We start from the raw sequence: 21,654 nt of genomic DNA, 5'->3' as shown, positions 1-21,654 counted from the left end.
TATTGACGCATCAATCAACAAAAATCCACCCTGATTTGCTGGCAAAAGCCAGGCACTATGACCAGATCATCAAGATCAAGCGATTGTGCGGTTCTGGCCCCTTCGCGAGGCCGGCAGAACGGTGCTTGAACAATGCTGATGCGCGCGCAGTATCGCGTAGCCCCGGTCCACAGGATGGAGATCGCCATGACAGCATGCATCGTCGGTTGGGCGCATTCGCGCTTCGGCAAGCTCGAAGGCGAGACGCTGGAGGGCCTGATCACCAAGGTGGCAGTCGAGGCGCTCGATCATGCCGGCATCGGTCCAGATGACGTCGACGAGATCGTGCTCGGCCACTTCAACGCCGGGTTTTCCGCCCAGGATTTCACCGCGAGCCTGGTCCTCCAGGCCGACGACCGGCTGCGCTTCAAGCCGGCGACCCGCGTCGAGAACGCCTGCGCCACCGGCTCGGCGGCGGTCAGGCAAGGCATCCGCGCCATCGACGCCAATGCCGCCCGTATCGTGCTGGTGGTCGGCGCCGAGCAGATGACGACGACGCCCGGTCCCGAGATCGGCAAGAACCTGCTCAAGGCCTCGTATCTGCCGGAGGACGGTGACACGCCGGCAGGTTTCGCCGGCGTCTTCGGCAAGATCGCCCAAGCCTATTTCCAGCGCTACGGCGACCAGTCGGATGCGCTGGCGATGATCGCCGCCAAGAACCACAAGAACGGCGTCGACAATCCCTACGCGCAGATGCGCAAGGATTTCGGCTACGAGTTCTGCCGGCAGGAAAGCGAAAAAAACCCCTTCGTCGCCGGTCCGCTGAAGCGCACAGACTGCTCGCTGGTGTCGGACGGTGCCGCCGCGCTTGTCCTTGCCGACATGGCCACGGCGCTGAAGATGCGCCGCGCCGTCGCCTTCCGCGCCAATGAGCATGTGCAGGATTTCCTGCCGATGTCGAAGCGCGACATTCTCGCCTTCGAAGGCTGCGAGCAGGCGTGGAACCAGGCGCTGAAGCAGGCGGGCGTGACGCTCGGCGACCTGTCCTTCGTCGAGACGCACGACTGTTTCACCATCGCCGAACTGATCGAGTATGAGGCGATGGGCCTGGCAAAGCCGGGCGAGGGCGCCAAGCTGGCCCTGGATGGCGAGACGGCGAAAAACGGAAGGCTGCCGGTCAATCCGTCCGGTGGACTGAAGGCCAAGGGCCACCCGATCGGTGCCACCGGCGTATCGATGCATGTGCTGAGCGCCATGCAGCTTGTCGGCGAGGCGGGCGGCATCCAGGTGCCGGGAGCAAAACTCGGCGGCATCTTCAACATGGGTGGTGCCGCGGTCGCCAACTACGTTTCCATTCTTGACCGGATCAGATAAACCCGCCCGCATTGCGGGAGGTGACATGACAAATCCGGTTCTGGTCGAAGTCTTGCGCGGCGCAATCGTCGAGAGTGCCCATCGCGGCGCTGTTGCCGTCTTCGACGCCGACGGCAAGCCTGTCTGGGAGATCGGCGACACGGCACAACCGGTGTTCCCGCGTTCGGCGGTCAAGGCGATCCAGGCGCTGCCGCTGGTCGAGAGCGGCGCTGCCGATGCCTACGGCTTCGGTGATCGGGAGCTGGCGCTGGCCTGCGCCTCGCATTCCGGCGAGCCGCCACATGTCGAGCTGGCGCGCGCCATGCTGGCGAAGGCCGGCCTGGACGAGACGGCACTCGAATGCGGCGCGCATTGGCCGTCGAGCCATGGAGCGACGTTGGCACTTGCCCGCGCCGGCAGCGTGCCGAACGCGCTGCACAACAATTGTTCCGGCAAGCACTCGGGCTTTCTCTGCACCTGCGTTCACAGCGGCATCGCCCATCGTGGTTACGTCAAGGCTGGCCATGCCTCGCAGGAGATGGTGCGCGAAGCGATGCAGGCGGTGACCGGTGCTGCCCATGACGCCGATCACCGCGGCACCGACGGCTGCTCGATTCCGACCTATGCCGTGCCGCTGCGCAGCTTTGCCCTTGGCTTTGCCCGCATGGCGACAGGTGCCGGGTTCGAGCCGGTGCGCGCCCGGGCGGCGAAGCGGCTGCTTTCCGCCTGCATGGCCGAGCCGTTTTTCGTCGCCGGCACGGGCAGGTCCGATGTCGCGATGATGGACGCCGCACCGGGCCGGATTTTCGTCAAGGGAGGCGCCGAAGGTGTTTTTTGTGCAGCCCTTCCGGAGCTTGGCCTTGGCATCGCGCTGAAGTGCGACGATGGCGCCGGCCGCGCCGCTGAAGTGATGGTCGCGGCCGTGCTGGCTAAGCTTTTGCAAGCCGACCAGGCGCTCGCAGCGAAACTGACCGAACAGGCAAATCCGCCTATCGAGAGCCGGATCGGCGCCAAGGTTGGCGCGCTCCGGCCGACGGCCACCTTCAACTGACGTGGTTGCGCTCGACGGTCAAATGCGCATAGCCGGCATTGCCTGATGCAGCGAGGTCGCCGGTCACCGGCTCGGCCCAGCGTTGGCCGACGATCGCGCCGTTCTGGACTCCGTCGATGACATTGTCGGAGATGATTGCCGTTCCGGCACCTTCGACCACAGTGACGACGATGCCGGTCCCCGCCTTGCGGATGACGTTTCCCGTGGCGACCACATTGCGCATGAACGGTCCCCAGCCGATCTGCATGCCGTAGAGCGGCGCATTCTCGATGACGTTGCCGGAAACGGTGGTGTCGGCCTCGACGCTAATGCCGACGCCGAAGCCGGGCGCGTCGGCAGGGTAGGGGCCGCTGGTCGACAGATTGCGGACGATGTTGCCGGAGCACACGCCCATGCGGCCGCCCTCGTTGAAATTGACGATCGAAATGCCGTTCGCGGCGCCGTCGACGATGTTGTTGCCGATGACGGCGCCTTCGAACGAGAATTCGGAATACACGGCCGTCTCGCCCGAACGCGAGCAGGTGTTGCCGGTGACTTGCAAATTGCTGGAAGTGTTGGCGCGGATCGCCGAGAACGCGCAGTCCGAGACAATATTGCCGGAGATGATGACGTTGCCGGCGCGGAACGCATTGATGCCGTTGCCGTTCTGGCCGGCTCCGCCGCTGCGCGCCTGGATGCGCTCGATCCGGTTGCCGCTGACGATGGTGCCGTCTTCAGCCGCCTGCCAGCGGTGCACGAGAATGCCGCCATTGGCGCAGTCGGAGACGCTATTGCCTGATATTTCCAGGCCATCGGCCTCGACCGAATAGATGCCGGCATCGGCCGCACCGGATATCTCCGAGCGCTGGATTCGGCCCCAGGCGTGCTCGAGCGCCAGACCGTTCTTGCCGCTGCCGGTAAGCTGGCAATTGTCGACGACCAGATGGGCGATGCGGCGCAGATCGAGCAGGCCTTGCGTGTAGTCGCCCATCCAGCGGTTGCAGCCATCGAACACCAGCCCGCTGAGTTCGATATGCTCGGCCTGGTCGGCCATGATGAGATGGCCATTGCCGCCATAGACGATCCGCGATGCGCCCGGCACGCCGGACAGGCGCACCCGGCCGGGCAGCGACAGGTTGGAAACGATATAGATCCCCGGCGGCAGGAACACCGGCATGTCGCGGTCGTGCGCGTCGCGCAGCAGCTTGGTGAAAGCCTTGCTCTGATCGTCAAGCGCACCGGGCCGGACGCCGAGCTCGGTCGCGTTGATCGCGCCACGCATCGCGGCTTTCTCGATGCCGGGAAGGTTTTTCGCCGCTGCCTTGCCGAGCGAAAGCCCCATGACGGCAAAGCCGGCGGTCTGCGCAAGCAGCGTTCGTCTGTTCAACATCGGCACAGATTCCTTGCGTTCAACGTCGCGCCGCAGGATTCGTGCCAGACAGGATCGGCCCGGATCGGCTCCGACGTCGGTTCGCCGGCTACGGCTTGTGGAGTCGTCGCGTCAGGCATAAGTTCGATAAATGAGCAGGGCTTTCACCCGCGAGGAAGACAGCGAAAACGCCATCGCCGGCATCGGCGAGCGGCCGATCAGTCATCACCGCAATCTGGTGACGGAACGCGGCCTGACGCTGATCGATGCGGAGGTGGCCGCTCTGCGCGACGAACTGGGCAGAGCCGAAAAGAGGGCCGACCGCGAGCGCATCGCGCTGGTGTCGCGTGATCTCCGCTACTGGACGGCGCGGCGCGAAAGCGCCGAGCTTTCGGTGCCGGAACCGGGCAGCGACATGGTTCGCTTCGGCATGGGCGTCACGCTGGAAAGCCACGACGGCAAGAAGGTGCACTGGAAGATCGTCGGCGAGGACGAAGCCAATCCCGCTAAGGGGACAATTTCTCATATGTCGCCGATGGCGATGGCCTTGTTCGGCAAGAAGGTCGGCGAAGTTGCCGTGGTCAATGGCAAGGAATGGGAGATCGTCAAGCTCTCCGACAGTTAGTCTTCGAGCTTGACGACATGATCGCGGAAGAACGCTGAGGCGCCGGCCTCGTCGATTTCGCCGGCGGCGACCATAATGACCAGTTGAATAATGTCCGCCTGCTCGGCTTCGATGCTCAGCCCGTTGAAATAAAGGAACAGATCGCCCGCCGCAAAAGCCGTGCGCTTGTTGCCGTCGACGAATGGATGGTTCTTGGCAATGCCGAAAAGATAGGCGGCTGCGAGTTCACAGAGATCGGGCTCGCCATAGATTTCTCTTTGCTGCGGCCTGTAAAGCGCCGACTCCAGCATTCCTTGATCGCGGATTCCCGCTGCTCCTCCGTGAAGGCGCAACTGCTCGGCGTGAAGCGCCTCCACGAACTCCCTCGAATGATGCTCGGTCATTTTGCGAGCGCGCGGTAGGCAACCTCGTACTTCTTCATCCGCTCGCGCGCGATCTTCATCTTGCGCTCGAATTCTTCGGCAGTGTCCTCGGTGCGGCGCAGGCGAAGCTCATCGCCCTCCTGGACGATGACGATGCTGTCGCCGGCCTTCAGGTTCATGCGGTCGAGAATTTCCTTCGGCAGGATCACGCCTTCGGAATTACCGATCTTGCGAATGGTCGTGTTCATGGTGAGACATCCTGTTGCAACGCTGATTATAACCAACCGTGTTTCTGTTGCAACAGACATTATAACAACAGCGCATCAGCCGACCTTAAGCAGCCGGTCCATCAGCCGCTCCGCCGCTTCGGGGATAACCGTGCCGGGCGGGAAGATTTCAGTGGCGCCTGCCTGCCGGACTGCGTCGTAATCCTGCGGTGGAATGACGCCGCCGGCGACGATCAGCATGTCGTCGCGGCCGAGCTTCTTCAGCGCATGCTTGAGTTCGGGAATAAGCGTCAAATGGCCCGCAGCCAGCGACGAGGCGCCGACGATGTGCACGTCATGCTCGACGGCCAGCCTGGCGATCTCGTCCGGAGTCTGGAACATCGGCCCGACGGTGACGTCGAAGCCTAGGTCGGCAAAGGCGGTGGCGATCACTTTCTGGCCGCGATCATGGCCGTCTTGCCCCATCTTGGCGACCAGAATGCGCGGCTTGCCGCCGGACTTTTCCTCGAACGCGACGATCTTGTCCTGCAGCCGGTCGACCACCGGATTGTCGCCGAGCGCGTTGCGATAGACGCCGGAGATCGTCTGCACCGAGGCGACATGGCGGCCGAAAACTTTTTCCAGCGCCAGCGAAATCTCGCCGACCGTGGCGTTGGCGCGTGCGGCCCGGATGGCGAATTCCAGCAGGTTTCCGTTACTCCCGGCAGCACGGGTAAGCGCATCGAGCGCGCTCTCGGCGGCAGCGACATCACGCGTGCCTTTCAGCCGCTGCAGCTTCGACAATTGCCGCGCCCTGACTTCGGCATTGTCGATCTTCAGCACGTCGACTTCGATGTCCGTGCCGGGACGGTGAGCATTGACACCGACCACGATCTGTTCGCCGGAATCGATGCGCGCCTGGGTGCGCGCGGCAGCCTCTTCGATGCGCAGCTTCGGTAGACCCTTTTCGATCGCCGCGGCCATGCCGCCGAGCCTCTCGACCTCCTCGATATGCGCAAGCGCACGCGCCGCCAGATCATGTGTCAGCCGTTCGACATAGGCGGAGCCGCCCCACGGGTCGATAATGCGCGTCGTGCCGGATTCCTTCTGCAGGATGAGCTGTGTGTTGCGGGCGATGCGGGCCGAATGGTCGGTCGGCAGCGCCATTGCCTCGTCGAAGGAATTGGTGTGCAGCGACTGCGTGTGCCCTTGAGTGGCGGCCATCGCCTCGATCATGGTGCGGATGATGTTGTTGTAGGGATCCTGCGCCGTCAGCGACCAGCCCGAAGTCTGGCAATGGGTTCGCAGCGACAGCGAGCGCTCGTCCTTCGGCGAAAAGTTCTTCAGCATCAGGCTGGCCCACAAAAGGCGCGCTGCTCTCAGCTTGGCGACTTCCATGAAGAAATTCATGCCGATCGCCCAGAAGAAGGAAAGGCGCGGCGCGAAACGGTCGATGTCGAGGCCGGCCGCGACGCCGGCGCGGGCATATTCGATACCGTCTGCAATCGTGTAGGCGAGCTCGAGGTCCGCCGTCGCTCCCGCCTCCTGCATGTGGTAGCCGGAGATCGAGATCGAATTGAACTTCGGCATGTGCTTCGACGTGTAGGAAAAAATGTCCGACACGATCCGCATCGAAGGTTTTGGCGGATAGATGTAGGTGTTGCGCACCATGAACTCTTTCAGGATGTCGTTCTGAATGGTCCCGGTGAGGTCCTTCTGCGCAACGCCCTGTTCCTCCGCCGCCACAATATAGAGCGCCATGATCGGCAGCACCGCGCCGTTCATCGTCATCGATACCGTCATCTCGTCAAGCGGTATGCCGTCGAACAGCTGGCGCATGTCGAGAATGGAATCGATGGCGACGCCGGCCATGCCGACATCGCCGGCGACGCGCGGATGGTCGCTGTCATAGCCGCGGTGCGTGGCGAGATCGAAGGCGACCGACAGGCCCTTCTGGCCGGCGGCAAGGTTGCGACGGTAGAAGGCGTTGGACTCTTCGGCAGTCGAGAAGCCGGCATATTGCCGGATCGTCCAGGGTTGCTGGACATACATCGTCGGATAGGGGCCGCGCACGAAAGGCGGCAGGCCCGGATAGGTATCGAGATGTGGCAAGCCCTTGAGATCGCCCTGGTTGTAGAGATGCTTGACGGCAATGCCTTCCGGCGTCATCCGCTGGCCTTTGATCTCGACCGGCGCCCGCCGGGGCGGCGACCAGGCGATCTGGCTGAAATCCGGGATCATGGTACGGCTCCGATCGACTGATCGATGCGGATCGGAAATAGCGGCTCGCATACCGCAACGCCTTCGGTGAAGGCAGGCCGCCGCTCAGCCGCCAGCGTCTCGACCGGACGCTCGGTCTTCGACGGGTGCAGCGTCGTGCCGACGATCGCCCGTTCGCCGGCCTGGTAGGCTGTGTTGCGGCGGGCGGAAGCTGCCTGGACGCGCCTCTGGATGTGCCCTTGCTCAAGGCTGGTCAGCACGCCGCCTTCCGCCTCGATCTGCTGGAATTCCTGCCAGGCCGCCGCGCAGAGCTCCGCAGTCAGCGCTTCGACGGCGCCCGAACCGCAAACCGGATCGGCCACGTGGTCGATATGGCTTTCATTGGCCATGATCAGTTGCGCGTTGCGGGCAACGCGGCGAGCAAAACCCGCGGGTAGGCCGTGCGCGATCGTGTGCGGCAGGATGGCGATCGAATCCGCGCCGCCGGCGGCAGCCGCGAAAGCGGCGATGGTGGTGCGCAGGATGTTGGTTTCCGGGTCGGCCGCCGTCATCATCCGGAAGGAGGTTTCGGCATGGATGCTGGCGGTGGAGGGCGGTATCGAGCAGGCCTCCTGGACACGCGCCCACAGCCTGCGCAACGCCCTGACCTTGGCCGTCGAAACGACCTGGTCCTGGTCGACGCTGAGCGCAAAACCGATATGCGGCGCCGCGTAGACGAGCGGCTGGCGCGCTTTCTCGAACAGCCTCAAATAGGAGACGGCCGAGGCGAGCATGGTGCCAAGCTCCTGCGCCTCGGTGGCGCCGGCATTGTGGAATACCCGCCCGTCGGCCTCCAGCAGCACGCCGGGCACACCCATCGAAAAGAAATGCGCCAGCGACTGCGGCATCGAAGCCTGCAAAGCCTCGATCGACATGCGCAGCCTGCCGGTCCCGGCAAAGATCGCCGCCGGATCGATGCCGAAGGAGAGGTTGAGCTTTGCCGGGTCGGAGCGGCGCTTGGTCAAAAACGCCACCAGCCAGTCGGCCACGGCACGGCTCCAGGGATGGGCGTCGATGCGGATCTGGATGCGGTTGAGCGGCACGCCGTCGAGCACGCCCTCCAGCGCCTCCGCCGTCCTCGGCAAGCCATAGCCGAAGGCGTTCGGCGCACCCTCGAAGACAAGCGACAGTCCGGTGGCACCCTGCGCGACGTCTTCCAGCGCCTGCGCACTGGCGCGGCCTACGTCCGGATCGTCGATGCGCTGGCTGACGATCCACGGTGATCCCGGGTTGGCGCGCACGACAGGCTCGGCGGTTACCGAACGCTCATAGAGCGGCTCGATGCGGATGGCGTCGTCCGTATGCGAGACGAGCTTTTCCTCGAAGGACCCGCCGGCCAGCGCCTTCTCCGCCAGCGCCAGCCATCGTTGCCGGTCGGCGTTCGGAAGTTCGGCATCCTGGGTCAAGGCACCGGCGCCCATCGGTTCTCCTCGTTCTAGCGGCCGCAGCGGCCGACTATGTCAGTCTACGGTCCCCGGCCCGATATCACAATGCAGCACACATGCCGTGCAACACGCCTTCCGTGATTGTGACCGTCAACCGATTGCCAAACATGGGCAGGCTCCGCAAGCTCCAAAAGCCATTTTCGACAACGCCCATTGTCGCTGCGCAACGGCCTCACTATACCTGCGGCGGGGTTCCCTTTTCTTCAAGGGATCAGGGCATTCAACCCTATAGGTTTGCGGAGACCGCACACATGGCCGACGATACCAGCATCTTCATAGGGGCCAGCCGCAAGCCGGACGACAGCTATCAGCGGCCCGAACAGCTTTTGCTGCAATATGGCAATCGTCACGGCCTGGTCACCGGCGCGACCGGCACCGGCAAGACGGTGACCCTGCAGATTTTGGCCGAGGGTTTCTCCAATGCCGGCGTGCCGGTATTCTGCGCCGACATCAAGGGCGACCTGTCGGGTATCGCCATGATGGGCACAACGCAGGATTTCCTGGTCAAGCGGGCCGAGCAGGTCAAGCTCGATCCCTATGAGTTCCAGGAATTCCCGGTCATCTTCTGGGATCTGTTCGGCGAGCAGGGCCACCCGATCCGTGCCACCATCTCGGAGATGGGGCCGCTGCTTCTGTCGCGCTTGATGAACCTTTCCGAGGCGCAGGAAGGCATTGTGAACATCGCCTTCCGCATCGCCGACGAGGAAGGCCTTCTGTTGCTCGATTTGAAGGACCTGCAGTCACTGCTGGCCAACATCGCCGACCGCGCCGAAGAGATCGGCGCCCGCTACGGCAATGTGACGAAACCTTCGGTCGGCGCGATCCAGCGCACGCTGCTGGTTCTGGAGCAGCAGGGCGCTGCCAATTTCTTCGGCGAGCCGGCATTGCGGATATCCGACATTATGCGCACCACGCGCGATGGACGCGGCGCCATCAGCGTGCTCGCCGCCGACAAGCTGATGATGAATCCGCGGCTCTATGCGACGTTCCTTCTGTGGCTGATGTCGGAGCTGTTCGAGGAACTGCCCGAGGTCGGCGATCCCGACAAGCCGAAGCTGGTCTTCTTCTTCGACGAGGCGCATCTTTTGTTCGACGACGCGCCGAAGGTGTTGGTCGACCGCGTCGAGCAGGTGGTCCGGCTGATCCGTTCGAAGGGCGTCGGCGTCTATTTCGTCACGCAAAATCCGCTGGATATCCCTGAAACGGTGCTGGCCCAGCTCGGCAACCGCGTGCAGCACGCACTCCGTGCCTACACGCCGCGCGAACAGAAGGCCGTCAGGACGGCGGCCGAGACGTTCAGGCCCAATCCCGACTTCGACTGCGCAACCGTGATCACGCAGCTCGGCACCGGCGAGGCGCTTGTCTCGACGCTGGAAGCCAAGGGCGTGCCGTCCATGGTGCAGCGAACGCTGATCCGCCCGCCGTCATCGCGCCTTGGCCCGATCACGCCCGACGAGCGCCGCAAGCTGATCACCGAGAGCCCGGTTGCGGGACAATACGATCAGACCATCGACCGCGAATCGGCGTTCGAGATGCTGCAGAAGAAGGCCAAGGACGCCCAGGAGGCACAGGCGCAGCAACAGGAAAGCGGCCGTTCGCGCTGGACCATTCCCGGCTTCGGCAATGACGATCCCCAGCCGACCGGCGGCCGCCGCGCGCCGCGCCCCTCCAACCGTCAGACCGTTGCGGAGGCGGCGATCAAATCCATCGTGCGCTCGGTCGGCTCGTCGGTCGGACGGGCGATCGTCCGCGGGATTTTGGGGAGCTTGTCCAGGGGCAGGTGAGGGGCATCGCACCGAAGGGCGGGCATCTGTGTTGGCAAATTCTGTCTTGCACATCAAGTGCCGGTGGCCAGATCTGAAGGACAGCGGACGGCGGCTATGCGCCCATAGCTGCCGTCGGACCGTCTGCAAAAGTGTAAACGCGTATCGGCGGTAGCTAGTTCAGCGTCGCCAACAGGCGCGCGGCAGCCTTCAAATCTTCCGTACTCGCGCCTTCTACGAAATGCTCCGCAACCGATTGCAAGAGCTCGCGAGCGCCGTCGATCTCGCCTCGCGCGGCCATCAACGTTGTCATGTCAATTGCGGTTCGCAGCTCCCATGCCCGCGCGCCCTGACTCCGGCTCAACTCCAGTGCCTGCATTAGGTATGCGCCGACCTCGTCGCGATTGCGTCCCGACAGTTGTTGGAGAAGAAGGCCTCCCTTCATCCGCAGCAACTCCGGAAGGTACAATTGGTCACCGTTCTTTTCGACTTGACCAACTGAATGAGCGATCAGCGCGGCTGCTTCGTCGACCTGACCGATCGCGGATAGTCCTCTAACCAGCGAGAGGTTGAGCTCGGTCGTGAGCAATTCGTAAGGTGCTGCGTGGAGCTTTTGGAGAGAACTCTGGAGGCCCCCGACCCCACCTGTCGCATCCCCGTGCCGGATTGCGACTTCGCTTTTGAATCCCCGACCGACCAGCAGATAAGGGGCCATGGAATGGGACTCGGCGCGGGAAATCAGCATGTCGATGTGTGCCTCCGCGCTCTCCAGTTCCCCGGCCCACAGGAACACCGATATTCCCCAGATCAGGGCGATCGCCAGAGTCAGCGAGTGGTCCATGGCGGCGGCCTCTTCGACGGCCTGTCGAGCACGTTCCATGGCTTGGTCCGGATGGCCTTGCAGCCAAAGGTTCCTCGCCAGGATAGCCTTGGCCAGGATTTTGCCCTCGAAACCGAGATAGACCGTTGTGGTTCGCTGAGAGCGTGGCCCACGATCCAGCGCTGCCTCAAGCTCCGCGCGGGCTTCGGCCAGGTCACCACGAAGGTGAAGCGATATCCCCAGAATGGTATGCGCCAACGCAATCGCGACCGGATCCTCCAGGGTCGCGGCTATGGCTGAACAGCGTTTTGCAAACTGGAGGGCGGTCACGAAGTTGCCTGTCCGCAGGTGGAACATGTTGAGCGGACCCAGCAGGCGCACTTGATCCAACGTATCACCGCGTTCTTCGGCGATCGCCAGGCTTTTCTCCAGGGCGACGCGCGCCGCATCACGCCCTCCCCGCATGAACATCAGGGACACACCCAAGGCTGCCTGGAGATGCATCTCGTCAAGTCCGCCAAGAGCGGCATCGTCGAGAGCGAATATCGCGCGTTCTGACCAGCGATGACACTCCGGCAACAAGGACATCGCCAGGAAAACAGGCGCGGCAGCAGTGGCAAGTCCGATGCCGATATCGGCGTTTCCGCCCTCGCCGAAGCACCATTCCAGAGCGGCCCGCACATTGTTGATGGCGGCGAAGTGAGGAGCCCGCTCCTCGCCGGTCGCCAGACCTGGCCACTCGATACCTGTTTGCTCAAGCCATCTTCGATAGTAGGCGGCGTGGCGCACCGCCAGATCGGCGGCCTCGGCGTCATCTATGCTGATATCGAGGACGTAGGCGCGCGTGGTATCCAGGAGCCGATAGCGCATCATCGCTCCGAGCGGGCGCGTCGCTATGATCGACTTGGCAACAAGACTATCCATGGCATTAAGAACCGTCGATCTGTCGAGGGCAGCGCTTGTGACGACTTCCAAGACCGCATCGAGCGTGAAATGGCCAAGGAATACAGCGAGCCTGCGAAGCACTGCGCGCTCCAGGTCGGTAAGTAGCCCAAAGCTCCAATCCAGCGTGGCCTGCAGGGTCTTTTGACGCGGTGGCGCGGTCCGCGATCCCAGCCACAGCAAAGTCAGACGTTGATCGAGAAGCGCGGCGGTTTGTTGCAATCCATAAGACTCGACCCGCCGGGCCGCCAACTCGATTGCAAGCGCCACACCGTCAAGCTTTCGACAGATGCTTGCGACGATCAGGGCCTCCGCATCGCTGACATCCAAGCGCGCGCCACTTGCCACCGCGCGCTCCACGAACAGTTGAATGGCCGGGAACGTCTGGACAACCGCCGCCGTAAGCCTTGGGTCGTCCGGCGGACAGGCAAGGGCATCCAATCGGTAGATATGCTCGCCTTCGACCCGAAGCGCTTCGCGACTTGTTGCCAGAATGTGGACCTGCGACGCCGCGTCGATGATGCTTGCGGCCAGAGGCGCCACCGCATCGACGAGATGCTCGCAGGTATCGAGGATCAAAAGCATCCGCTTGTTGCGCAGGTAGGCGATCAGATTGGGCGTCGCGTCACTCGATTGAACCGACAGCCCAAGCATGGAGGCAACGGCTGTCGTCACCAGGTCGGGATCGCCGAGCATTCCCAGGTCGACGAACAGCACAGCGCCCGCGAAGGCGTCAATGAGGTGATGTCCGACCGCGATCGCGACGGTGGTTTTGCCGACGCCGCCCGCGCCAACGATTGTGACGAAGCGCGACGCATTCAGTCGAGCCGACAGCTGGAGAACGTCGTCGTCCCGGCCAACCATTCGGCCCAAGCGGCTCGGAAGATTCGCGTGCGGAAAACTGGCGGCAGCTGCAGGCTCTTCATCGCGCGGACCGCCGATCTGCGAGACGGGCGCGATGAAGCAATAACCCCGCCCTGGTAGTGTCGCGATGTATCGTGCGCCGTCCTTTCCGTCACCCAGCGCCTTGCGGAGCCTGGTCATGTGAAACCGCAGGCTGCCTTCCTCGACTACGACATCGGGCCAAACCCGCGACATCAGATCCTTTTTGCCGACGATTTCATTCGGCGTGGAGATCAGGGCAATGAGAATGTCCAGTGCACGCGAGCCCAGCGCCAAGGGAGCGCCGTCTTTTGTGACGAGCCTTTCGCTCGCAACCAGATGGAAAGGACCGAACGACAGTCCGTCCTTGGCCTGACCTGCCACTATCGTCATGGCGCTTCTCTCGGAGCCGCCCGCCACCAAGCCGATAGTCTAAGTCAAGTACAACACCTGCACCATAGCGAACGGTGGCAGGACCCCGCTGCCCGGAGCCACCAGCGCTGACAGCCACTAACAGGGGGCTCACAACACATAACGGGCGATTCTCGTCCTGCGGGCGTAAGTTTTCGGCAGCACCGAGCACCCCCCGAGGAGAGACCCATGAATACGACCAAGACTCCCGAAGTAATCGATCAGGACCGCCGCCTGGTTTTGAGCACGGCCGCAATGGGCATAGCCGCCGTAGGTACTGCCAGCCTGCTCCCATCGGTCGCCGCAGCCGCGGGCGATGCGATCCGGCCCTTCAAGGTCAGCTTTCCTCAGGAGGAAATCGACGAGCTTAGCCGACGCGTCGCCGCGACCCGCTGGCCGGACCAGGAGAATGTGGCCGACGACACCCAGGGCGTCCAGCTCGCCACAATGCAGAAGCTCGCGAAGTACTGGGCGACGGATTACGACTGGCGCAAGATGGAGACCCGGCTCCATGCCCTGCCGCAGTTCATCACCGAGATCGACGGGCTGGACATCCACTTCATCCATGTCCGCTCCAGGCATGAGAATGCCTTGCCAATCATCGTCACGCATGGCTGGCCTGGCTCGATCATAGAGCAGCTGAAGGTCATCGAGCCACTCACCAATCCAACTGCATACGGCGGGACCGAGGCGGATGCGTTCCACGTGGTGATCCCGTCCTTGCCGGGCTATGGGTTCTCCGGCAAGCCGACGGCACCTGGCTGGATCCCTGCCCGTATCGCCAAGGCGTGGGCTACGCTGATGCAGCGTCTCGGCTACACGAGATACGTCGCGCAGGGCGGCGACTGGGGCAACGCCGTGTCGGAGACGATGGCGCTGCAAGAGCCTCCGGGCTTGCTTGGCATCCACACCAACATGGCTGCCACCGTGCCCGCCGACATCTCGAAGGCGCTTGCCGCCGGCGGCCGGGCGCCCGCCGGCCTCTCGCCCGACGAGAAGCGCGCCTGGGACCAGCTCGACGATTTCTACAAGAACGGGCTGGGCTACGCGATCGAGATGAACAATCGCCCGCAGACGCTCTACGGCATCGTCGACTCGCCGGTTGGTCTCGCAGCCTGGATGCTCGACCACGACATCCGCAGCTACGAGCTGATCGCACGCGTCTTCGACGGGCAGCCGGAAGGGCTGACGAAGGACGATATCCTGGACAATGTCACGATGTACTGGCTGACCAACACGGCGATCTCCTCGGCGCGTCTTTACTGGGACAACGCGCACCACCCGACGGGAGGCTTCTTCGACCCCAGGGGCATCAAGATCCCGGTCGCTGTGAGCGCCTTCCCGGACGAGATCTACCAGGCGCCGCAGACCTGGGCTGAAAAGGCGTATCCGAAGCTTATCCATTACAACCGGCTCCCCAAGGGCGGCCATTTCGCAGCCTGGGAGCAGCCCGCGGCCTTCACCGCCGAACTCCGGACGGCATTTCGTCCGCTGCGCCAGCAAATCTGAACCCCTCACAGGGTTCCGCTTGCAGTCACACCTGCTCGACTGTCCAAGGCAACCCGATTGAACCCGGGACAAAGGAGAACGCCATGTCAGCAATCGCGCACTCTTCCGCATCGCACGAACCCATCACGAAGATGGCAGCCCCCGTCGAGGACCATGAAATCGTCGATTCAAGCTTTACGGCTATCATCAACGCGCCGATCGAGAAGATCGACATTCCCAACTGGTGCTTCGCGCTGTCCGAATATGAATATCAGGGGTGTTCGCCTGCCCACATAGCGGCGGGTTTCACGACGGCGCCGGATGGCAAGCGCATGTCGATCAATGTCGAGATCATCGGCGGCAGCCTGATGGTGCAACACTATGTCGAGACGCTTGGCCGCAAGGATCACCTCATCCTGGAGTCGGTTTCAGACCTCTTCACGCCTACGGGCCGCACCACGATCCATGTGCGTTGGGAGCTGAGCGTCAAGGCTATCGACAGTCGCCGATGTGAGTTTACCAACCACGTCCGGTCCTGGGCCACGAAGGAATTCATGGCCTTCTTCGAGCGCCAGGGCATCCCGTTCGAGGTGCTTCGGTCACAGCGCCAGCCCATGTCGATCGCTCACAACAAGGGCGAGACGCCGCTTTTTGCGGCCAGCATCGAACGAGCCGCGCTCAGGAACTGAGCGGCAGCATCTTTCTTGTGATGTAGCCGCTCCATGGAGGAGGCACAATGACGAGGCACGCACATGACCGGGAGGTCACCGCACTTCTGGTGATCGATCCGTACAACGACTTCATTTCCGATGGGGGCAAGATATGGCCCCGCATCCGGGCTGTCGCAGAGGCGAACGGCTGCGTGCCTCACATGCTGCAAGTCCTGAATGCCGCGCGTCAAGCTAAGCTTCGCGTCTTCTATGCAATGCATCATCGATACCGTCCGGGCGACTATGAGACATGGACTTACGTCGCGCCCGTCCAGAAGAGAGCATGGAAGAGCAAGAGCTTTGAATACGGCACCTGGGGCGGCGAGATTCGGTCCGAGTTCGAGCCCAAGCCAGGCGAAACTGTCGCGACCGAACATTGGTGTTCCAGTGGGTTCGCCAATACGGATCTGGATCTGCAGCTGAAAAGGCACGGAATCCAGAAACTCATTGTCATCGGACTGATCGCACACACCTGCGTCGAAGCGACCGTTCGCTTCGCCGCCGAGCTCGGCTACGACGTAACCATGGTGAGGGACGCGACGGCAGACTACTCGGATGAGGAGATGCACGCGGCTCTCGACATCAACATGCCGAACTACGCCAGCGCGATTGTCACGACAGACCAAATCATCGACTCGATTTCTGCCGTGCAGACCTCGGCCGCCGAGGCGTAGGTGATGATCGATCTCACACGCGAGGGAATGGCCAACCGTGCGCATCTCACTCTGCACTCCGGCGGACCGTTTCCGTGCGCTCGACGCGTCAAAATACGTCGAAGAGAACTTGGCTCTGGCCGACATGCAGCAGAGAGATCCAGAACAGGCTCGGTCATTACGTGGCAACGATCGGGCAGGACCAGGTCCCACCCAACTGGAAAGAAAACGACCATGTCAGACATCGCAACGGCCCGTCAGGGCGAAAAGACCTCCGACACCGCAAGCGCACGTCCCGTCGACCTGAAGTTCGAGGTTGTCGTTATTCCGGTCGCAGACGTCGACCGCTCCAAGCAGTTCTACGAGGGCCTCGGCTGGCGGCTCGATGCCGACTTCGCGGTCGGCGACATGTTCCGGGTTGTGCAGTTCACGCCTCCGGGCTCGCCTGGCTCGATCCACTTCGGCAAGGCTGTCACCTCGGCCGCGCCGGGGTCGACACAGGGTCTCTATCTCATCGTGTCCGACATCGTAGCGGCGCGCGCCGAGCTCATCGCTCACGGTGCAGATGTGAGCGAAGTGTTCCACCGTGCCGGTCCGGGACAGCCTGCTGTCAATGGTCGGGACCCGGAGGGACGCAGCTACGTCTCCTTTGCAACGTTCAGCGATCCCGACGGGAACGGCTGGCTGCTCCAGGAGATCACCACCCGGTTTCCGGGCCGGATCGACTCGAAGGCGACGAGCTTCGCCTCCGAGGGCGACCTGGCCGCCGCAATGCGGCGCGCGTCGGTCGCCCACGGAGAGCACGAGAAGCGGACCGGCGGCCAGCGTGACGAGAACTGGCCGGACTGGTACGCCGAATACATAGTGGCCGAGCAGTCTGGCGAGGAACTGCCGCAGTAGGACGAGCTTCCAGACGGCGGCACACTGGCGCCGTATTCGTCCGCGGCCTGCGGAGATCGTGGCGACCTGACGGCCTTTATCGGAGGAAATCATGAGTACCGCAGCCATCCCCACTCAGCGCGAACCTGAACTTCTTGGCCAGACCGTCGTCGTCATCGGCGGTAGCGCCGGCATCGGTCTGGAGACCGCCCGGCGTGCCCGCGCCGAAGGCGCCCGCGTCATCCTCACCGGACGCAATCGCGACCGCCTCGATCAAGCAGCGCGCGAGATTAGCGCTGAGGGCACCGCCGCCTTCGACGCCAACGATGCGACCCAGCTGAAGTCGTTCTTTCAAGATCTGCCGGACTTGATCGACCATGTGATGGTTACTGCCGGCGCTCCCCATTATCGCTCACCCCTCGAAATTCCTCCCGAGGAGGCACGACACGATCTCACGGACCACCTATTGCTCGCGCTCAATGTGGCACGCAGCGCCGCTGGCAAGGTCGGGTCGGCCGGCTCACTGATATTCATGGGCGGCACGGGCGCACGCCGCCCAAAACCAGGCCTCGCGATCGTCTCGACGGTTACCGTCGCGTTCCCCGCGCTCATCGCCAATCTCGCGCTCGAGCTCGCGCCGATACGCGTCAACCTGATCGCCGCAGGCTTCGTCGACACGCCACTGTCGGCGTCGCTGCTCGGCGACAACCTCGACAAGCGGCGCGATGAACTGCGCGCGACGCTGCCAATCCGACGTGTCGTCGGACCGGCTGATGTCGCCGCGCTCGCCGTTCACATCATGAGCAACACGGCGCTGACGGGCGCGACATACGACCTCGACGGCGGCCAGCAGCTCGTCTCGTGACTACGCAGGAACAAAGCACATTGCCTCATCACAAAGAGACATCACTATGAACACGATCAGTGTTTGCGACAAAATCGATGAGCGCCGCCGTCGCCTGATCGGTGCAGCCGCAATGGGCATGACGCTTGCCGAACTCGGCATGACCGCGACAGCGAAGGCGGCGCCCATTGGAGTCGACCAGACGACGGCGTCTGCGATGCACACGGCAAAGAACTCGTTCGGCGAACCCAGGCAGATCGATGCCGGTGTCCTTAATGTCGGCTATGCAGAGGCCGGCCCTGCCGACGGTCCGCCCGTTATCCTTCTCCATGGCTGGCCTTACGACATCCACACATATGTCGACGTTGCGCCCATTCTGGCGGCGAAAGGCCGCCGCGTGATCGTGCCCTACCTGCGCGGATACGGCACGACGCGGTTCCTGTCGGACGAGACGATGCGCAATGGTCAGCAGTCGGCCATCGCTGCCGACATCGTCGCGCTGATGGATGCGCTGGGTATCGAGAAGGCGACGATTGCCGGCTGCGACTGGGGCGCTCGGACGGCGAACATCATCGCCGTCCTGTGGCCGGAACGCTGCAAGGCGATGGTCTCGGTGAGCGGCTATCTCATCGGCAACCAGCAAGCCGGCAAACTGCCGCTGCCGCCGAAGGCCGAGCTGCAATGGTGGTACCAATATTACTTCGCTACCGATCGCGGCCGTATCGGCTACGAGAAATATACGCGCGATTTCGCCAGGCTGATTTGGCAGCTCGCCTCGCCGCAATGGAATTTCGATGAGCCCACGTTCGAGCGGAGTGCTGCGGCCTTCGACAATCCGGATCACGTCGCGATCGTCATCCACAATTATCGCTGGCGGCTCGGCCTGGCAGAAGGCGAGGCGCAATATGATTCACTGGAGCAGCGGCTTGCTCAGGCACCCGTCATCTCCGTGCCCACGATGACGCTCGAGGGCGACGCCAATGGCGCGCCGCATCCGGACGCCAGCGCTTACGCCAAGATGTTTTCAGGCAGATATAGCCACCGGGTAGTCATGGGCGGCATTGGACACAACCTACCTCAGGAAGCACCACAGGCCTTTGCCGACGCCGTTGTCGAGGTCGACGCGTGATCGAGTTCGCGGCGCCGCCCCTCCGGCAGGTACGACAACCACCAAAAGAATGCCTATGAACCCGATCGCAAGGGTTGTTTACACGGCCAGGACCGCAACCACAGGTGGCCGCGAGAATGGCGCCTCGCGCAGCTCTGATGGCCTTCTGGACATCAGGCTTTCCATACCCGGATCGGCGCGCATCGGCACCAACCCGGAGCAACTGCTTGCAGCCGGCTGGTCGGCCAGCTTCGCAAGCGCGGTTGCGTCTGTGGCTCACGAACAAAAAATTACGCTGCCGGCCGGAGTGAGAATCGATGCCGAGGTTGATCTGAATCTCGGGGACGACGGCTACTCTCTCAGCACTCGGCTCAACGTCAGCCTGCCTGGCGTGGAGTACAATACCGCACGAGCCCTGATCGACGAGGCGCACGACATTTGTCCGTACTCGAAAGCGACGCGCGGCAACGTGCAAATTGCGATCAACCTGCTCTGAGTGGATTGCATCGATCGTTGAAGCAATTGGCATGGCCAGGGTTACATTTTGGATCATTCCTTCTCGCCAAGGTCTACAAAAACCTGCCACGGCATCGCACCTGTGAGAGGGCATCCAGCACAAATACGGTCAGGATGACAGGAGGGGTATCCCCGGTCACCGTGATAATCCCTTCTGAGCGCGAAATGTCCGCTCTGGCTCATGAGCTGTCACCGGCGGCGTCTGCACACGGCGCGGCAAAATCCGCTGCTCAACGAAAGCGTCAAATCCAAAGGCGGGCACCGGAACGGGCAAGCCGACGCTCGGCAAAACCAGCAGGAGCCGTGAGCAATCCCGCCTCCGCGCTTCCGTCAGCTCAGAAGATCGAGTCTGTGATCGCCTTGACCGGGCCGAGCAGGATCGACCCTTCCGGCACGCCGGCGTCGATCGGGATGGCTTTGCGGTTTGCTGTGGCCACCATCGGCTGGCCGATGTCGGCCGTCACCACGACCGGGGTCTTGTTCGGCACTCGGTCGTAGAGATCGATAATGTCCTGGTTCATCAGGCGAACACAGCCCGACGACACCGACTTGCCGATCGACCGCCATTCCGGCGAACCGTGCAAGCGGTAGAGCGTGTCCTGGTTGCCCTGGAAGAGATAGAGCGCCCGCGCGCCAAGCGGGTTCTTGAGCCCACCGGGCATGCCGCCATTCTCGGCGCTGTAGGGTCTCAACTCCGGCTGCCGCGCTATCATGTCGTCCGGCGGCGTCCATTTCGGCCATTTCTGCTTCCATTGGACCACCGCATCGCCCGACCATTCGAAGCCGGCGCGGCCGAGGCCGACACCGTAGCGGATCGCCTGGCCGCCCGGGCGCACCAGATAGAGGAAGTGATTGGTGGTGTCGACGACGATGGTGCCCGGCTGCTGCCCGGTCGGATCGTCAACGATCTGGCGCAGGAACTGCGGGTCGATCTTGTCGACCGGTATGGCCGGCAGCTCGAAGCCGCCATCCGACATCGGCCCATACATCGTCACATAGTCGCCGAGCGCCGGCTCGACATAGGTCGGCGGCGGCGGCTCGACCGGTTGTTGCGACAGCGTGGTGCAACTGGAGACCGCGACCGAGGCGGCGCCAAGGGCTGCTGCGTTGAGGAAACCGCGACGGCTAAGGCGCAGAGAGGACGATTGGGGTGTGAACATGATTGCCTTTTTTAAGTCTCAAATCGCAACAAAGCATGAATGCGCCCGGTTGCGCGCGGTTGTCCGAGCAATGCCCGGCGCGATAGGCGGTTCCAATTCTGGCCGCAGGGTGGACAAACAAAGGCAAAGCTGTGACTGGATCGTCACTGTTGCGCCGACGCAACATTTCCGGTGTCACCCCCCGGCGACCAGACCTTCAAGGGACGGCAGGATCAGGGCCGGTGGAAAATCCCGGTATTCCTCTGGCTGATTGGCGCGGTTGATCCACACCGTCCTGAAGCCGAATTTGGTGGCGCCGGCGACGTCCCAGCGGTTGGATGACTGGAAAGAGACAGCGCCCGGATAGAGGCGCCAGCCCGTGGTGACCATGTCGTAGACCGACGGATCGGTCTTGAAGCGCCTGACGCTGTCGACGGAAAAGACGTCGTCCAGGACCTGGTCGAGCGCGGCGGATTTGACGGCCGCTTCCAGCATCTCAGGCGAACCGTTGGACAGGATCGCCAGCCTTGCTCCCGATGCCTTGAGCGCCTTGAGCACGGCCGGCACCTCCGGATAGCAGTCCAGCCGCCAATAAGCCTCGAGCAGCTTCGCCCTCAGCCCGGCATCCGCGGATGGAACCTTGCGCAGGGCGAAGTCGAGCGCCTGCTCGGTGAGCTGCCAGAAATCGGCGTAGGCCCCCATCAGCGTCCTGACCCAGGAATATTCCAGCTGCTTGGCGCGCCAGATATCGGACAGCAACTGGCCGTCCGGCCCGATCTGGTCGGCGTGACGGCGCACGGCCGCATGCACGTCGAACAGCGTGCCATAGGCGTCGAAAACGTAAGCCGCGAACTGCATTCGACAGTTTTGA

Annotated in this window: 19 protein-coding genes; 11 read left to right on the top strand and 8 right to left on the bottom strand. The window is 63.0% G+C overall.

Translation table 11 applies throughout. From position 1 onward, the window contains the following. The first annotated feature begins 186 nt into the window (after positions 1–186). Both NKH33_RS30080 and NKH33_RS30075 read left to right on the top strand, forming a co-directional pair. Positions 187–1,353, top strand: coding sequence for an acetyl-CoA acetyltransferase (locus NKH33_RS30080; protein ID WP_352922951.1), 1,167 nt, complete (start codon positions 187–189; stop codon positions 1,351–1,353). A gap of 25 nt (positions 1,354–1,378) precedes the next feature. Further along, a complete protein-coding gene (locus tag NKH33_RS30075; protein WP_352501757.1) occupies positions 1,379–2,383 on the top strand; it encodes an asparaginase in 1,005 nt (334 codons plus the stop codon). Here the strand turns inward: NKH33_RS30075 and NKH33_RS30070 are convergent. Further along, positions 2,376–3,752, bottom strand: coding sequence for a TIGR03808 family TAT-translocated repetitive protein (locus NKH33_RS30070; protein WP_352501758.1), 1,377 nt, complete (start codon positions 3,750–3,752; stop codon positions 2,376–2,378). The genes NKH33_RS30075 and NKH33_RS30070 overlap by 8 nt on opposite strands. A gap of 130 nt (positions 3,753–3,882) precedes the next feature. Here NKH33_RS30070 and NKH33_RS30065 point away from each other — a divergent pair, with 130 nt between their 5' ends. Then, positions 3,883–4,356, top strand: a complete 474-nt coding sequence (locus NKH33_RS30065; RefSeq protein WP_352501759.1) for a GreA/GreB family elongation factor — start codon at positions 3,883–3,885, stop codon at positions 4,354–4,356. Here NKH33_RS30065 and NKH33_RS30060 read toward each other — a convergent pair. From NKH33_RS30060 to NKH33_RS30045, 4 genes are all read right to left on the bottom strand, one after another. After that, on the bottom strand, positions 4,353–4,739 hold the full coding sequence (locus tag NKH33_RS30060; RefSeq protein ID WP_352922948.1) for a type II toxin-antitoxin system death-on-curing family toxin: 387 nt from the start codon (positions 4,737–4,739) through the stop codon (positions 4,353–4,355). The two genes, NKH33_RS30065 and NKH33_RS30060, sit on opposite strands and share 4 nt — an antisense overlap. Next, positions 4,736–4,966 (bottom strand): AbrB/MazE/SpoVT family DNA-binding domain-containing protein, encoded by a 231-nt coding sequence (locus tag NKH33_RS30055; RefSeq protein ID WP_352501761.1) that lies wholly within the window; start codon positions 4,964–4,966, stop codon positions 4,736–4,738. The genes NKH33_RS30060 and NKH33_RS30055 overlap by 4 nt, the downstream gene beginning before the upstream one ends. Before the next feature lie 75 nt (positions 4,967–5,041). Continuing rightward, the gene (gene scpA, locus NKH33_RS30050) at positions 5,042–7,165 is read right to left on the bottom strand and encodes a methylmalonyl-CoA mutase (protein ID WP_352501762.1); all 2,124 of its coding nucleotides are present in this window, start codon (positions 7,163–7,165) and stop codon (positions 5,042–5,044) included. Continuing rightward, a complete protein-coding gene (locus tag NKH33_RS30045; protein ID WP_352922945.1) occupies positions 7,162–8,604 on the bottom strand; it encodes a methylmalonyl-CoA mutase subunit beta in 1,443 nt (480 codons plus the stop codon). The genes scpA and NKH33_RS30045 overlap by 4 nt, the downstream gene beginning before the upstream one ends. Before the next feature lie 275 nt (positions 8,605–8,879). On the opposite strand from NKH33_RS30045, the gene NKH33_RS30040 reads away from it, so the two are divergent. After that, entirely contained in the window at positions 8,880–10,412 is a 1,533-nt protein-coding gene (locus NKH33_RS30040) for a helicase HerA-like C-terminal domain-containing protein (protein WP_352501764.1), read from the top strand. A 154-nt stretch (positions 10,413–10,566) separates the two neighbouring features. On the opposite strand, the gene NKH33_RS30035 is transcribed toward NKH33_RS30040, so the two are convergent. Continuing rightward, positions 10,567–13,428 carry an ATP-binding protein gene (locus NKH33_RS30035; protein WP_352922942.1) on the bottom strand — a complete coding sequence of 954 codons (2,862 nt, stop codon included), beginning with the start codon at positions 13,426–13,428 and terminating at the stop codon, positions 10,567–10,569. Between the two features lie 207 nt (positions 13,429–13,635). Here NKH33_RS30035 and NKH33_RS30030 point away from each other — a divergent pair, with 207 nt between their 5' ends. The 7 genes from NKH33_RS30030 to NKH33_RS30000 all read left to right on the top strand — a co-directional run bounded on the left by NKH33_RS30030 (position 13,636) and on the right by NKH33_RS30000 (position 19,624). After that, a complete protein-coding gene (locus tag NKH33_RS30030) occupies positions 13,636–14,955 on the top strand; it encodes an epoxide hydrolase family protein (RefSeq protein ID WP_502906781.1) in 1,320 nt (439 codons plus the stop codon). 131 nt (positions 14,956–15,086) lie between these two features. After that, positions 15,087–15,623, top strand: a complete 537-nt coding sequence (locus NKH33_RS30025) for a hypothetical protein (protein WP_352922961.1) — start codon at positions 15,087–15,089, stop codon at positions 15,621–15,623. 47 nt (positions 15,624–15,670) lie between these two features. Next, complete coding sequence (locus NKH33_RS30020; protein ID WP_352501766.1) at positions 15,671–16,318, top strand: cysteine hydrolase family protein; 648 nt, start codon at positions 15,671–15,673, stop codon at positions 16,316–16,318. A gap of 222 nt (positions 16,319–16,540) precedes the next feature. Then, the gene (locus tag NKH33_RS30015) at positions 16,541–17,197 is read left to right on the top strand and encodes a VOC family protein (RefSeq protein ID WP_502896488.1); all 657 of its coding nucleotides are present in this window, start codon (positions 16,541–16,543) and stop codon (positions 17,195–17,197) included. A gap of 91 nt (positions 17,198–17,288) precedes the next feature. Continuing rightward, on the top strand, positions 17,289–18,041 hold the full coding sequence (locus NKH33_RS30010; protein WP_352922938.1) for an SDR family oxidoreductase: 753 nt from the start codon (positions 17,289–17,291) through the stop codon (positions 18,039–18,041). A 46-nt stretch (positions 18,042–18,087) separates the two neighbouring features. After that, positions 18,088–19,149, top strand: a complete 1,062-nt coding sequence (locus NKH33_RS30005; RefSeq protein WP_352922936.1) for an alpha/beta fold hydrolase — start codon at positions 18,088–18,090, stop codon at positions 19,147–19,149. Positions 19,150–19,204: 55 nt separating this feature from the next. Continuing rightward, positions 19,205–19,624, top strand: coding sequence for an Ohr family peroxiredoxin (locus tag NKH33_RS30000; protein ID WP_352743187.1), 420 nt, complete (start codon positions 19,205–19,207; stop codon positions 19,622–19,624). 355 nt (positions 19,625–19,979) lie between these two features. Here the strand turns inward: NKH33_RS30000 and NKH33_RS29995 are convergent, their stop codons facing one another. Together NKH33_RS29995 and NKH33_RS29990 are read right to left on the bottom strand one after the other, a co-directional pair. Then, positions 19,980–20,804 (bottom strand): L,D-transpeptidase, encoded by an 825-nt coding sequence (locus tag NKH33_RS29995; RefSeq protein ID WP_352922934.1) that lies wholly within the window; start codon positions 20,802–20,804, stop codon positions 19,980–19,982. A gap of 174 nt (positions 20,805–20,978) precedes the next feature. After that, positions 20,979–21,641, bottom strand: a complete 663-nt coding sequence (locus tag NKH33_RS29990) for a haloacid dehalogenase type II (RefSeq protein WP_352827015.1) — start codon at positions 21,639–21,641, stop codon at positions 20,979–20,981. Between the last annotated feature and the right edge of the window lie 13 nt (positions 21,642–21,654).

The sequence above is a fragment of the Mesorhizobium sp. M1182 genome, from assembly GCF_040318335.1.
Classification (GTDB): domain Bacteria; phylum Pseudomonadota; class Alphaproteobacteria; order Rhizobiales; family Rhizobiaceae; genus Mesorhizobium.
This window is presented reverse-complemented; position numbering and strand designations above follow the sequence as displayed.

Excerpts from the sequence above, each read along its gene's own strand:
- NKH33_RS30000 (WP_352743187.1), top strand. The coding sequence starts at position 19,205 with ATGAACCCGATCGCAAGGGTTGTTTACACGGCCAGGACCGCAACCACA.
- NKH33_RS30025 (WP_352922961.1), top strand. The coding sequence starts at position 15,087 with ATGGCAGCCCCCGTCGAGGACCATGAAATCGTCGATTCAAGCTTTACG.
- NKH33_RS30075 (WP_352501757.1), top strand. The coding sequence starts at position 1,379 with ATGACAAATCCGGTTCTGGTCGAAGTCTTGCGCGGCGCAATCGTCGAG.
- NKH33_RS29995 (WP_352922934.1), bottom strand. The coding sequence starts at position 20,804 with ATGTTCACACCCCAATCGTCCTCTCTGCGCCTTAGCCGTCGCGGTTTC.
- NKH33_RS30005 (WP_352922936.1), top strand. The coding sequence starts at position 18,088 with ATGAACACGATCAGTGTTTGCGACAAAATCGATGAGCGCCGCCGTCGC.
- scpA (WP_352501762.1), bottom strand. The coding sequence starts at position 7,165 with ATGATCCCGGATTTCAGCCAGATCGCCTGGTCGCCGCCCCGGCGGGCG.
- NKH33_RS30035 (WP_352922942.1), bottom strand. The coding sequence starts at position 13,428 with ATGACGATAGTGGCAGGTCAGGCCAAGGACGGACTGTCGTTCGGTCCT.
- NKH33_RS30030 (WP_502906781.1), top strand. The coding sequence starts at position 13,636 with ATGAATACGACCAAGACTCCCGAAGTAATCGATCAGGACCGCCGCCTG.
- NKH33_RS30060 (WP_352922948.1), bottom strand. The coding sequence starts at position 4,739 with ATGACCGAGCATCATTCGAGGGAGTTCGTGGAGGCGCTTCACGCCGAG.
- NKH33_RS30020 (WP_352501766.1), top strand. The coding sequence starts at position 15,671 with ATGACGAGGCACGCACATGACCGGGAGGTCACCGCACTTCTGGTGATC.
- NKH33_RS30065 (WP_352501759.1), top strand. The coding sequence starts at position 3,883 with ATGAGCAGGGCTTTCACCCGCGAGGAAGACAGCGAAAACGCCATCGCC.
- NKH33_RS30045 (WP_352922945.1), bottom strand. The coding sequence starts at position 8,604 with ATGGGCGCCGGTGCCTTGACCCAGGATGCCGAACTTCCGAACGCCGAC.
- NKH33_RS29990 (WP_352827015.1), bottom strand. The coding sequence starts at position 21,641 with ATGCAGTTCGCGGCTTACGTTTTCGACGCCTATGGCACGCTGTTCGAC.
- NKH33_RS30055 (WP_352501761.1), bottom strand. The coding sequence starts at position 4,966 with ATGAACACGACCATTCGCAAGATCGGTAATTCCGAAGGCGTGATCCTG.
- NKH33_RS30070 (WP_352501758.1), bottom strand. The coding sequence starts at position 3,752 with ATGTTGAACAGACGAACGCTGCTTGCGCAGACCGCCGGCTTTGCCGTC.
- NKH33_RS30010 (WP_352922938.1), top strand. The coding sequence starts at position 17,289 with ATGAGTACCGCAGCCATCCCCACTCAGCGCGAACCTGAACTTCTTGGC.
- NKH33_RS30080 (WP_352922951.1), top strand. The coding sequence starts at position 187 with ATGACAGCATGCATCGTCGGTTGGGCGCATTCGCGCTTCGGCAAGCTC.
- NKH33_RS30040 (WP_352501764.1), top strand. The coding sequence starts at position 8,880 with ATGGCCGACGATACCAGCATCTTCATAGGGGCCAGCCGCAAGCCGGAC.